Genomic DNA, 13558 nt, shown 5'->3' with positions numbered 1-13558 from the left:
AATTGTTGAAGAGGTCGGATCCTGAACTTCGGTTCGGGGTCCGGCCTTTTTCTGTTGTGCGTAACGTGTCGTTCACGTTGCGAGCCCAGCATCCCAGACATGGGAACTGCAGCAATGCTCAGGGCCGCCGGCGTAGGAGTCGGTGACGAGGTCGTCGTACCGGCCTTCGGGAACGTCGAGGTCGCCGAGGCCGTAACCCTGGCGGGCGCGCTCCCGGTGTTCGCGGACATAGATCCCGTGACCTACTGCCTCGACCCGGACGCGGTCGAGGCGGCCGTAACCGCACGTACGGCCGCGGTGGTTGTCGTCCACCGCTTCGGACGGCGGGCCGACATCGGTCGGTTGCACGCGCTCGGGCAGCGGTACGGACTGCTGGTGCTGGAGCAGGGCGAGTCGGAGGCGCCGTACGACGAGATAGCGCAGCGCAGGCAGCGGGCGGCTTATCTCGACGCCAAGTTGAAGGGCGTACGGACGCCGGACGGCGGGGACGGGCACACCTACCAGCAGTACGTCGTGCGGGTGCCGGGGAACGGCCGGCCGGACCGGGACGCGTTCGCGCGGGCCGTACGGGCCAAGGGAGTCGACTGCCGGGTGCCGGTGAAGACGCCCGTGCACCGGCTGCCGGAGTTCCGCCGGTGCGTGTCGTTGCCGGAGACCGAGCTGGCCGCCGACGAAACGCTCGCGCTGCCCGTGGACGCCGCGCTCACCAAGCGGGAGATGCACCGCATAGTGTCCGCCTGCAACGCCCTGGGCGGTCTGCTTCAGCCCGCCTTCTGACCGGGCGCGCACGAATTTGGGAACTCGGGCCTGCTCGGGGTACAGTTTCTTCGTCGCCGCGAGGGAAACCTCGAAAACGACAGGCCCCTATAGCTCAGTCGGCAGAGCGTCTCCATGGTAAGGAGAAGGTCAACGGTTCGATTCCGTTTGGGGGCTCCAGCAAAAAGGCCCCACCCTTCCGGGTGGGGCCTTTTCGTGCTTCCTCAGGCCTCCTTGTGGATTCCCGGCACGCGCATCGCCAGAATGGCCATGTCGTCGGAGGGGGCGTCGGAGGCGAAACGCTCGACCGCGCGCATGATGCGTGCCGCGACCGCGCCCGCCGTCAGACCCGTGCACGTCGTGAGGACGTCGGCGAGGCCGTCGTCGCCCAGCATGCGCGAGCCCTCCCGGCGTTCGGTGACGCCGTCCGTGACGCACAGCAGCACGTCACCCGGGTCGAGGGTGACCGTCTGCTCGTACAGCTCCAAGTCCTCGATGACGCCCAGCAGCGGCTGGGGTTCGGCCGCGGCCGTCACCGTGCCGTCCTGGCGCAGGCGCAGCGGGAGCGGGTGGCCGGCGCAGACCACCTTCAGCTCGGCGCTGCCGTCCTCCTGGGGGCGCATCTCGCCGTACAGGAGGGTCAGGAAGCGGCTGCGGTCGCCCTCGTCGAGGATCGCGGAGTTCAGGCGCTCCAGCACGGCCGGGCCGGACAGGCCCTCGCGGGCCAGCAGGCGCAGGGCGTGCCGGGCCAGGCCGGTGACCGCCGCCGCGTTGGGGCCCGTACCGCAGACGTCGCCGATGGCGAAGCCGTACGCGCCGTCGCCGATGGGGAAGAGGTCGTAGAAGTCACCGCCGACCTCGTTGCCCTCGCCGGCCGCGCGGTAGATGACCTCGACCTCGACGCCGTCGATCTGCGGCAGGCCCGGCGGGAGCAGGCTGCGCTGGAGGGACTGGCTGATGGCCGTGCGTTCGGAGTACAGGCGGGCGTTGTCCAGGGCGAGGGCGGCGCGGCGGCTCAAGTCCTCGGCGAGTTCCAGGATTTCCTGGCGGAAGTGCTCGTCGGTGGGTTTGCCGAGGGTCAGCATGCCGATGACGCGGTTGCGGGCGACGAGCGGCAGGACGACCGTCTCCCCGCCGACCGCGGAGGCCGTCGCGAGCGTCGGGCCGATGCCGGAGGCGATCTGGTGCGTGGGGCCGCCGGCCAGGCCCAGGCTGCGCATGGAGGTGCGCAGGGCGGCCTGATGGGCGACCTCGCCGGGGGCCGTCCACACGCGGGCGCCGGGGGTCGGCACCGGGTCCGGCGGGGGGACCTTCGACAGCAGGGACTTGATGCCGTCGATGAGTTCCTCGTCCTCGTGCAGGACGTACGACAGGTACGGCTCGGAGGCCTGGTCGGCGATCGTGTAGACCGCGCACCAGGTGGCCAGCGTCGGGACCGTCATCTGGGCCATCAGGGCGAGGGTCTGGTCGCGGTCCAGGGTGCCGGCCAGCAGGTCGGAGGCCTCGACCAGGAAGCTCAGGGAGCCGCGGCGCAGCCGTTCCAGTTCGCCGAGGCGGGCCGACTCGACGGCGAGGGCGATGCGGTCGGCGGCGAACTGGAGGCGCAGCGCCTCCTCGTTGGTGTACCGGCCGGGTGCCTCCGCCGCGACGCCGAGGGAGCCGGTGAGGCGGCCCTCGACCTTGAGCGGGACGGTGACGACGGAGCGCATGCCGGTTCCGGCGAGCAGGGGTACGGCCCCGGGGACGGCGGCGAGGTCGTCGTGGACGGCGGGCATGCGGGCGGAGCCGTAGCGGCCGGGGCCCGCTTCGACGGGCACGCGCGCGAAGCGCTGCCGGGCGGAGGGCAGGCCGGTGGAGGCGCGGACCTCCAGTTCCGTCTCGTCGTCGGTGGCGAGCAGGAGGAACGCGGAGTCGCCGTCGAGCATGTCGCGGGCGCGTTCCACCGTGCGCTGGAGCAGGCCGTCGAGGTCGTCGGGGGCGGGGGAGCCGATGAACACCTCGAAGGGGTCGGTGCTCTGCCCGTCGGCGGACGGGGCCGGGTCGGTGGCCGGGACGCGGGAGGGGGTCTGCAGGACGGCGCGCTCGTGGTCGCGGACGAGGAGGCAGACGGTGGAGGGTTCGCCGCCGGTGTCGCGGACCCGGAGGTGGGAGGCGTACACCTGGGCCACACGGCCGTCGGCGCCGCGGATGCCGTAGGTGCCCTCCCAGCGGGAGAGCTGGAGGGCCTCGGCGATGCCGGTGCCGGTGCCCGGGGTGTGCGGCCAGGCGGCCAGGTCGGTGAGAGGCTTGCCGATGACGTCGGACGCCGGGTAGCCGAACAGCTCCTCGGCGTCCTCGTTCCAGGCGCTGATGCCGCCCTTCCGGTCGACCTGGAGGACGGCGACGCGGACGCGGCCGTCGGCCAGCGGGAGGAGGTCGGGGGGCAGGGCCGGGCCCGCGGTGCGGGTGCCGACCGGGCGCTCGGGCAGGTTGAGCTGGAACCAGACGTTCTTGTGGGTGGGGGTGTAGTCCACGCCCCAGCGGGTGGCCAGGGCCGCGCAGAGCTGGAGGCCGCGGCCGCCTTCGCGGTCGGGGCTGCTCATGGCGACGGCGGAGCTCTGGAGGGGGACCTCGCGCTCCGGGTAGCGGTCGGAGACCTCGATGCGCACGCCGTCCTCGGTGCGCAGGCACAGCACCTCCGCGTGTGTGCCCGCGTGGACGACGGCGTTGGTCACCAGTTCGCTGGTGAGGACGACCGCGTCGTCGACGATGTCGGCGAACCCCCAGCCCTGGAGGGTGTCGCGGACGAAGGACCGGGCGGTCGCGACCGATCGTCCGACGGGCTCGAAACTGGCAGCCGCGCGCGCGGTGATCACAGAACTCCTCGGCCGGTTGTCGACATGCGGGGCTGCGTGGCCGGCCGGCTCGCTCCGCTGTTGCGGCATCAGCTCGCCTGTCGGCTGTGGCTCCGGGGGCTGCCCCCCGGGGATCAGTCCGGTGGTCATGGTGTCCGGCCGCCCCTCCGATGCCCGCTCGTACTCGTGCCACCGCCCAGACCGGTCAAACCGGTGCGGCTGGACAGCCGCATGCAAGGTTACTTACCTTCGCGGTCCTGGCGGATGCCGGTCGCCGGTGTTTACGCCCCCAGGGTGTGCGGACGATGTGCGAAGCTGCCGAACTGTTATGGCCTGGTTCGGCCGGGGTGAAACACTGGGCAGGCTTCTGACGAAGGTCGGGCCTGGCCGAGTGGGTTCCGTGCAGGGCGGGCAGCAGCTCCTGGTGTGGCCGGATCTCGTCTGGCAGGAATACGCAGCAGTAACCGGTACGCGGAAGTAACCGGTATGCCGATGACCGGCAGCCGGGCCGAAGCGGCCGAGCACAGCAGTGACGGTCTACCCCTCCGGGAGGGACACAGTGGAGTCTGGCGCGGCGACGCGAGGCACGAGGACGCGCGCGAAAGGCGAATCGTCCCTGGGCAGGAGCGGCGGCACCACCACGGTGGACACGGCTGCCCTGAACCGGCTGCTGGCGGCCCTCGTGTCGATGCGCGACGGGAACTTCCGCAAGCGGCTCACGGTCTCCGGTGACGGCGTGATGTCGGAGATCGCGGCCGTCTTCAACGAGGTGGCCGACCGGAATCTGCATCTGACCGGTGAGCTGTCGCGGGTGCGGCGCATGGTGGGGCGTGAGGGAAAACTCACGGAGCGGCTGGAGACGGGGGCCTGTGAGGGCTCCTGGGCGACGGCGATCGACAACTCCAACGCGCTGGTGGACGACCTGGTCCGGCCGGTCTCGGAGGTCAGCCGGGTGCTCACGGCGGTCGCCGAGGGTGATCTGTCGCCGCGGATGGAGCTGCGGACGCAGGCGCCGGACGGCGGTACGGGGCATCCGTTGCGGGGCGAGTTCCTGAAGGTCGGCCGGACCGTCAACAACCTGGTCGACCAGTTGTCGACGTTCACGGACGAGGTCACGCGCGTGGCCAGCGAGGTCGGCACCGAGGGCAAGCTCGGTGGCCAGGCCCGGGTGCGCGGGATGTCCGGTTCGTGGAAGGACCTGACCGAGTCCGTCAACACGATGGCGGACCGGCTGACCGCCCAGGTGCGGGACATCGCCCTGGTGACCACGGCGGTGGCCAAGGGTGACCTGTCCCGGAAGGTGACCGTCCATGTCGCCGGCGAGATGCTGGAGCTGAAGAACACCGTCAACACGATGGTGGACCAGCTCTCGGCGTTCTCCTCCGAGGTCACGCGGGTGGCCCGGGAGGTGGGCACGGAGGGCATCCTGGGCGGCCGGGCGCAGGTGCCCGAGGTGGCCGGCGTGTGGAAGGAGCTGACGGACTCCGTCAACACGATGGCGGGCAACCTGACCGCGCAGGTGCGGGGGATCTCCCAGGTGACGACCGCTGTGGCCAACGGTGATCTGTCGCAGAAGGTGACCGTCCCCGCGCGCGGGGAGGTCGCGCAGCTCGCCGAGACGATCAACCAGATGACCGAGACGCTGCGGATCTTCGCGGACGAGGTCACGCGGGTGGCGAACGAGGTCGGCGCGGAGGGGCGGCTCGGGGGGCAGGCGAACGTGCCGGGCGCCGCGGGTACGTGGAAGGACCTGACGGACTCCGTCAACACGGTGTTCCGGAACCTGACCACCCAGGTGCGGGACATCGCCGCGGTGACCACCGCGGTGGCCAGCGGTGATCTGTCGCAGAAGGTCACCGTGGACGTGGCCGGCGAGATGCTGGAGCTGAAGAACACCGTCAACGGGATGGTGGACCAGCTGTCGGCGTTCGGTGCCGAGGTGACGCGGGTCGCGCGGGAGATCGGTGTCGAGGGTGAGTTGGGCGGCCAGGCGCAGGTGCCGGGGGCGGCCGGTACCTGGAAGGACCTGACGGACTCCGTCAACACCGCGTTCCGCAACCTCACCGGGCAGGTGCGCAACATCGCCCAGGTCACCACGGCGGTGGCCAACGGCGACCTGTCGCAGAAGGTCACCGTGGACGTGTCCGGTGAGATGCTCCAGCTGAAGAACACCGTCAACACGATGGTGGACCAGCTGTCGAGCTTCGCCGACCAGGTCACGCGGATGGCCCGGGACGTGGGTACGGAGGGCCGGCTGGGCGGTCAGGCCCGGGTGGACGGCGTCTCCGGTACGTGGAAGGAGCTGACGGACTCCGTCAACTTCATGGCCGGCAACCTGACGTCCCAGGTGCGGCAGATCGCCCAGGTGACGACGGCCGTGGCGCGCGGTGACCTGTCGCAGAAGATCGACGTCGACGCGCGCGGCGAGATCCTTGAGCTGAAGAACACGATCAACACGATGGTTGATCAGCTGTCCGCCTTCGCCGACCAGGTGACCCGCGTCGCGCGGGACGTGGGTACGGAGGGCCGCCTGGGCGGGCAGGCGCAGGTGCCCGGTGTGGCCGGTGTGTGGCGGGACCTGACCGACTCCGTGAACGGCATGGCCGGCAACCTCACGGCCCAGGTGCGCAACATCGCGCAGGTCGCCACCGCCGTGGCGCGCGGTGACCTGTCCCAGAAGATCACCGTGGACGCGCGCGGGGAGATCCTGGAGCTGAAGAACACCCTGAACACGATGGTGGACCAGCTGTCGTCGTTCGCCCAGGAGGTCACGCGGGTGGCCCGTGAGGTGGGTACGAGGGCATGCTCGGCGGTCAGGCCGAGGTGCAGGGTGTCTCCGGCACCTGGAAGGACCTCACGCAGTCCGTGAACTTCATGGCGAACAACCTGACGATCCAGGTGCGCAACATCGCCGAGGTGACGACGGCGGTCGCCAAGGGTGACCTGTCCAAGAAGATCACTGTTGACGCGAAGGGCGAGATCCTTGAGCTCGTCACGACGGTCAACACGATGGTCGACCAGCTGTCCAGCTTCGCCGAGCAGGTGACCCGGGTGGCCCGCGAGGTGGGCACCGAGGGCATCCTGGGCGGCCAGGCGCACGTGCCGGGCGTCACGGGCATCTGGAAGGACCTCAGCAACAACGTCAACCTGATGGCCAACAACCTGACGATGCAGGTGCGGAACATCTCCCAGGTGGCCGCGGCCGTCGCCAACGGTGACCTGACGCGGCAGGTGACGATCGAGGCGCGCGGTGAGGTCGCGCAGCTCGCCGACACCATCAACACCATGGTGAAGACGCTGAGTTCGTTCGCCGACCAGGTCACCAAGGTGGCCCGTGAGGTGGGCACGGACGGCATCCTGGGCGGCCAGGCGCACGTGCCGGGTGTGGCCGGTACCTGGAAGGACCTCACCGAGTCGGTGAACCAGATGGCGTCCAACCTGACCGGTCAGGTGCGCAACATCGCCATGGTGACCACGGCCATCGCCAAGGGTGACCTGACGAAGAAGATCGACATTGACGCCCGCGGCGAGATCCTCGAACTGAAGACGACGATCAACACGATGGTCGACCAGCTGTCCAGCTTCGCCGAGGAGGTCACCCGGGTGGCCCGTGAGGTGGGTACGGAAGGGCAGCTGGGCGGTCAGGCACGCGTGCGTGACGTCGACGGCACCTGGCGGGACCTCACCGAGTCCGTGAACGAGATGGCCGGGAACCTGACCCGGCAGGTGCGGGCCATCGCGCGCGTGGCGACCGCGGTGACCCGCGGCGACCTGAACCTGAAGATCGACGTGGACGCGTCCGGCGAGATCCAGGAGCTCCAGGACTACATCAACAAGATGATCGCCAATCTGCGTGACACCACGATCGCCAACAAGGAGCAGGACTGGCTCAAGGGCAACCTGGCCCGGATCTCGGCCCTCATGCAGGGCCGCCGGGACCTGGAGGACGTCGCCTCGCTGATCATGAGCGAGCTGACGCCGGTGGTGTCCGCGCAGCACGGCGCGTTCTTCGTGGCGATGCCGCTCATGGAGGGCAAGGGCGTCGGCAACGGCGAGGACGACTACGAGCTGCGGATGCTCGGCTCGTACGGCTACTCGATGGGCTCCATGCCGACGTCGTTCCGGCCCGGTGAGGCGCTGGTCGGCACGGCCGCGCAGGAGAAGCGCACGATCCTGGTGTCGGACGCGCCGAGCGGCTACCTGAAGATCTCCTCGGGGCTCGGCGAAGCGCCGCCCGCGCAGGTCATCGTGTTGCCGGTGCTGTTCGAGGGCAAGGTGCTCGGGGTGATCGAGCTGGCGTCCTTCACGCCGTTCACGCAGATCCAGAAGGACTTCCTCAACCAGATCGCCGAGATGATCGCGACCAGCGTCAACACCATCTCGGTCAACACCAAGACCGAACAGCTGCTCAAGCAGTCGCAGGAGCTGACCGAGCAGCTGCGGGAGCGGTCGGCCGAGCTGGAGAACCGGCAGAAGGCGCTCCAGGCGTCCAACGCCGAACTGGAGGAGAAGGCGGAGCTGCTGGCCCGGCAGAACCGGGACATCGAGGTGAAGAACACCGAGATCGAGGAGGCCCGGCAGGTCCTGGAGGAACGTGCCGAGCAGCTCGCGGTCTCGATGCGCTACAAGAGCGAGTTCCTCGCCAACATGTCGCACGAGCTGCGTACCCCGCTCAACTCGCTGCTGATCCTGGCGAAGCTGCTCGCCGACAACGCCGAGGGCAACCTCTCGCCCAAGCAGGTGGAGTTCGCCGAGACCATCCACGGCGCCGGTTCCGACCTGCTTCAGCTGATCAACGACATCCTGGACCTGTCGAAGGTCGAGGCGGGCAAGATGGACGTCTCCCCCACGCGGATCGCGCTCGTCCAGCTGGTGGACTACGTGGAGGCCACCTTCCGGCCGCTGACCGCGGAGAAGGGCCTGGACCTGTCCGTCCGGGTCTCCCCGGAGCTGCCGGCGACCCTGCACACCGACGAGCAGCGGCTGCTCCAGGTGCTGCGCAACCTGCTGTCCAACGCGGTGAAGTTCACCGACTCGGGGTCGGTGGAGCTGGTGATCCGGCCCGCGGGCGCGAGCGTGCCGCAGTCCATCCGGGAACAGTTGCTGGAGGCCGGTTCGCTGCGCGATCCGGGCGGCGAGCTGATCGCGTTCTCGGTGACGGACACCGGTATCGGCATCGCGGCCAGCAAGATGCGGGTGATCTTCGAGGCGTTCAAGCAGGCGGACGGCACCACCAGCCGCAAGTACGGCGGCACCGGCCTCGGCCTGTCGATCTCGCGGGAGATCGCGCAGCTGCTCGGCGGTGAGATCCACGCGCAGAGCGAACCGGGCCGTGGCTCGACGTTCACGCTCTACCTGCCGCTGCACCCGAGCGAACTGCCGCCGCAGGGTTACCAGCAGTCCGTGCCCGCGCTGGAGGCCGGCGATCTGGTCGCCTCCGAGGCGCACCTGTCCTCGGAGCTGTCCGCGGTGGAGATCGAGACGCCGGCCGAGGTGAAGTCGTACCAGGAGACGCAGAACGGCGCGGCCGCGCTCTTCAGGCGCCGGCGGCGGAGCCGGCCGGAGGACGGGCAGCGGCCCGAGCAGTGGACCGCGGTGCCGGAGCAGGAGCGCGCGCCGCAGCAGGGCCGCGCGGTGCGGTTCGGCGGCGAGAAGGTGCTGATCGTCGACGACGACATCCGCAACGTGTTCGCGCTGACGAGCGTTCTGGAGCAGCACGGCCTGTCGGTGCTGTACGCGGAGAACGGCCGTGAGGGCATCGAGGTGCTGGAGCAGCACGACGACGTGGCGGTCGTCCTGATGGACATCATGATGCCGGAGATGGACGGCTACGCGACGACCACGGCGATCCGCAGGATGCCGCAGTTCGCGGGGCTGCCGATCATCGCGCTCACCGCGAAGGCGATGAAGGGCGACCGGGAGAAGGCGATCGAGTCGGGCGCCTCCGACTATGTCACCAAGCCGGTCGATCCTGATCACCTGCTGTCGGTGATGCGTCAGTGGATGACCGCGGAGTGACCGAGGAGTGTCCATGGTGAGCGGATCGGACGGGTGTGCGGTGAACGCCGGGGGAACCTTCGGCGGGCGCGGGGAGTTGCTGCATGATGAAGGCCGGGTACGTGGCGGAATTCCGGATTCCGGGAACCGTCCGGGGTCTTGCCGCGTTTCCGTTGTGTGCACAGTGACATCGCGGTGACAGGGTGTGGCGACAGGCGGGGTGCGGCTACGATGACCGGCACAAGGACGGGCGGCGAAAGGGAGTCGTCCCCTGGGGCGGCGCCCGGTGTACCGCCGGGGCGAGGAGGGCGGGCCATGGTGCAGAAGGCCAAGATCCTCCTGGTCGATGACCGGCCGGAGAATCTGCTGGCGCTGGAGGCCATCCTCTCTGCGCTCGATCAGACGCTGGTGCGGGCATCGAGCGGGGAGGAAGCGCTCAAAGCGCTGCTCACGGACGATTTCGCGGTCATTCTGCTGGACGTCCAGATGCCGGGCATGGACGGGTTCGAGACCGCCGCGCACATCAAGCGGCGCGAGCGCACCCGGGACATCCCGATCATCTTCCTCACGGCGATCAACCACGGCCCGCACCACACCTTCCGGGGCTACGCGGCGGGCGCGGTGGACTACATCAGCAAGCCGTTCGACCCGTGGGTGCTGCGTGCGAAGGTCTCGGTCTTCGTCGAGCTGTACATGAAGAACTGCCAGCTGCGGGAGCAGGCGGCGCTGCTGCGGCTCCAGTTGGAGGGCGGCGGCAAGGGCGGAGCCGCCGGCAAGGAGCCGGCCGGGCTCCTCGCCGAGCTGTCCGCGCGGCTCGCGGCCGTCGAGGAGCAGGCGGAGGCGCTGTCCAAGCAGCTGGACGACGACTCCGCGGACGCGGCCGCGGTGGCCACGGCAGCCCATCTGGAGCGCAAGCTCACCGGGTTGCGCCGGGCGCTCGACGCCCTGGAGCCGGGCACGGGCGGCGCCGGTGCCTCGGTGCCCTCGCAGAACTGACGTACAGGCGGAACTGACGTACACCGGGACCGGGTCGCGGATGAGTGTGCGTCAGTTCCGAGCCCCCGCAGGCACGACACGAACGGGTGAAGCTGTGGGCACACGTGTCCGCTGTCGTCTCCCCCGGTAACCTCACACCATGGCCTCACGTCCCTCCGCAGCCAAGAAGCAGCCCGCCAAGAAGGCGGCGGCTCCCGCGAAGGCTCCGGCGAAGAAGGCCGCCCCGAAGAAAGCCCCGGCCAAGAAGGCGCCCGCCAAGAAGGCCCCGGCGAAGAAGGCCGTGCCCGCGCGGCCGGCATCCAGCCCGACCGGGGGCCTGTACCGGCTCGTGCGCGCCGTCTGGCTCGGCCTGGCGCACGCCGTCGGCGCCGTCTTCCGCGGCATAGGGCAGGGAGCGAAGAACCTCGACCCGGCCCACCGCAAGGACGGCGTCGCGCTGCTGCTGCTCGGCATCGCCCTGATCGTCGCCGCCGGCACCTGGGCGGACCTGCGCGGCCCCGTCGGCGACCTGGTCGAGATCCTGGTCACCGGCGCCTTCGGTCGGCTCGACCTGCTGGTGCCGATACTGCTCGCGGTGATCGCCGTACGGTTCATCCGGCACCCGGAACAGCCAGAGGCCAACGGGCGGATCGTGATCGGCCTGTCCGCGCTCGTCGTCGGCGTCCTCGGCCAGGTCCACATCGCCTGCGGCTCGCCCGCGCGCAGCGACGGCATGCAGGGCATAAGGGACGCCGGCGGCCTCATCGGCTGGGCGGCGGCCACCCCGCTGACGTACACCATGACCGAGGTGCTCGCCGTACCGCTGCTGGTGCTGCTGACCGTCTTCGGGCTGCTCGTGGTGACCGCCACCCCGGTCAACGCCATCCCGCAGCGGCTGCGGACGCTCGGCGTGCACCTGGGCCTGCTGCGCGACCCGGAGGAGGACCGGTTCGGGGAGGAGTACTACGACGAGCAGTGGCGCGAGGCGACGCCCGCGCGCCCCCGCCGACGCTCCGCCGCCCCGCAGGCGTACGACCCCGACAGCGCCGAGCAAGAGGCCCTCTCGCAGCGCCGCGGTCGCCCCAGGCGCTCGGCGGTGCCCCAGCCGGACCTGCAGCGGCAGATGGACGCCGTGGACGTCGCGGCGGCGGCCGCCGCCGCGCTCGACGGCGCCGTCCTGCACGGCATGCCTCCGTCCCCGCTCGTCGCCGACCTCACCCAGGGGGTGAGCGCGGGCGAACGCGAGGACACCACCCCGGTGCCCGCACCGGAGCCCGCCGACGAGCCGGCCCCCGCTCCCGCCCCCAAGCCGGTCCCGGCGGCCCGCCCCAAGCAGGAGAGGCTGACGACCGGATCCGTCCCGGACCTGACCAAGAAGGCCCCGGAGGTGCCCCGCGAGCTGCCCGCGCGCGCGGAGCAGCTCCAGCTGTCCGGCGACATCACCTACGCGCTGCCCTCCCTGGACCTGCTCCAGCGCGGCGGCCCCGGCAAGGCCCGCAGCGCGGCAAACGACGCCGTCGTCGCCTCGCTCACCCAGGTCTTCACCGAGTTCAAGGTCGACGCGCGCGTCACCGGCTTCACCCGCGGTCCGACGGTCACCCGCTACGAGGTCGAGCTCGGTCCCGCCGTGAAGGTCGAGCGGATCACCGCGCTGACCAAGAACATCGCCTACGCGGTGGCCAGCCCGGACGTGCGGATCATCAGCCCGATCCCCGGCAAGTCCGCCGTCGGCATCGAGATCCCGAACACCGACCGGGAGATGGTCAACCTCGGCGACGTGCTGCGTCTGGCGGAGTCGGCGGAGGACGACGACCCGATGCTGGTCGCCTTCGGCAAGGACGTCGAGGGCGGGTACGTCATGCACTCGCTGGCGAAGATGCCGCACATGCTGGTCGCCGGCGCCACCGGCTCCGGCAAGTCGTCCTGCATCAACTGCCTGATCACCTCGGTCATGATGCGGGCGACCCCGGAGGACGTCCGGATGATCCTGGTCGACCCCAAGCGCGTGGAGCTGACCGCCTACGAGGGCATCCCGCACCTGATCACCCCGATCATCACCAACCCCAAGCGGGCGGCCGAGGCCCTCCAGTGGGTGGTCCGCGAGATGGACCTCAGGTACGACGACCTGGCCGCCTACGGATACCGGCACATCGACGATTTCAACCGCGCGGTGCGCGAGGGCAGGGCCAAGCCGCCCGAGGGCAGCGAGCGCGAGCTGCAGCCGTACCCGTATCTGCTGGTGATCGTGGACGAGCTGGCCGACCTCATGATGGTCGCGCCGCGGGACGTGGAGGACGCGATCGTGCGCATCACGCAGCTCGCGCGCGCGGCCGGCATCCACCTGGTGCTCGCCACCCAGCGCCCGTCGGTCGACGTGGTCACCGGTCTGATCAAGGCCAACGTGCCCTCCCGGCTGGCCTTCGCCACCTCCTCGCTCGCCGACTCCCGGGTCATCCTCGACCAGCCCGGTGCCGAGAAGCTGATCGGCAAGGGCGACGGCCTGTTCCTGCCGATGGGCGCGAACAAGCCCACGCGCATGCAGGGCGCGTTCGTGACCGAGGAGGAGGTCGCGGCCGTCGTCCGGCACTGCAAGGAGCAGATGGCGCCGGTCTTCCGGGACGACGTCACCGTGGGCACCAAGCAGAAGAAGGAGATCGACGAGGACATCGGCGACGACCTGGACCTGCTGTGCCAGGCGGCCGAGCTGGTCGTCTCCACCCAATTCGGCTCGACGTCCATGCTCCAGCGCAAGCTGCGCGTCGGCTTCGCCAAGGCCGGCCGGCTCATGGACCTCATGGAGTCCCGCAACATCGTGGGGCCGAGCGAGGGCTCCAAGGCACGTGACGTTCTCGTGAAGCCCGACGAGCTGGACGGCGTGCTCGCCGTGATCCGCGGGGAGTCGGACGGGTGAGGCGCGAAGGGCCGTTCGGCGGACGTGGGTTACGCCGGGTGGCGGGGCCGCCGTGACCCACCCGTTAGCGAGCAGCGGGCAACCG

4 protein-coding genes, 1 tRNA gene and 1 pseudogene are annotated in these 13558 nt (G+C 70.3%); 5 read left to right on the top strand and 1 reads right to left on the bottom strand.

What is annotated here, in order from left to right; translation table 11 throughout:
* Positions 1 to 114: 114 nt before the first annotated feature.
* Together C3492_RS40375 and C3492_RS40370 are read left to right on the top strand one after the other, a co-directional pair.
* Positions 115 to 777, top strand: a complete 663-nt coding sequence (locus C3492_RS40375; protein WP_103817572.1) for a DegT/DnrJ/EryC1/StrS family aminotransferase — start codon at positions 115 to 117, stop codon at positions 775 to 777.
* Positions 778 to 860: 83 nt separating this feature from the next.
* Positions 861 to 936: transfer RNA gene (locus tag C3492_RS40370), tRNA-Thr, on the top strand.
* A 44-nt stretch (positions 937 to 980) separates the two neighbouring features.
* Here C3492_RS40370 and C3492_RS40365 read toward each other — a convergent pair.
* The gene (locus tag C3492_RS40365; RefSeq protein ID WP_103817571.1) at positions 981 to 3740 is read right to left on the bottom strand and encodes a SpoIIE family protein phosphatase; all 2760 of its coding nucleotides are present in this window, start codon (positions 3738 to 3740) and stop codon (positions 981 to 983) included.
* Positions 3741 to 4149: 409 nt separating this feature from the next.
* On the opposite strand from C3492_RS40365, the pseudogene C3492_RS40355 reads away from it, so the two are divergent.
* The 3 genes and pseudogenes from C3492_RS40355 (at position 4150) to C3492_RS40340 (ending at position 13473) form a co-directional block, all read left to right on the top strand.
* A pseudogene (locus tag C3492_RS40355) lies at positions 4150 to 9608 on the top strand (HAMP domain-containing protein).
* Between the two features lie 294 nt (positions 9609 to 9902).
* Positions 9903 to 10583, top strand: coding sequence for a two-component system response regulator (locus tag C3492_RS40350; RefSeq protein ID WP_103817570.1), 681 nt, complete (start codon positions 9903 to 9905; stop codon positions 10581 to 10583).
* A gap of 139 nt (positions 10584 to 10722) precedes the next feature.
* Complete coding sequence (locus C3492_RS40340; RefSeq protein ID WP_181140810.1) at positions 10723 to 13473, top strand: DNA translocase FtsK; 2751 nt, start codon at positions 10723 to 10725, stop codon at positions 13471 to 13473.
* Positions 13474 to 13558: the final 85 nt, after the last annotated feature.

Source organism: Streptomyces sp. Ru62 (genome assembly GCF_002920615.1).
Taxonomy (GTDB): Bacteria; Actinomycetota; Actinomycetes; order Streptomycetales; family Streptomycetaceae; genus Streptomyces.
The sequence above is the reverse complement of the archived record's forward strand: the minus strand, read 5'-3'. Positions and strand labels throughout refer to the sequence as shown.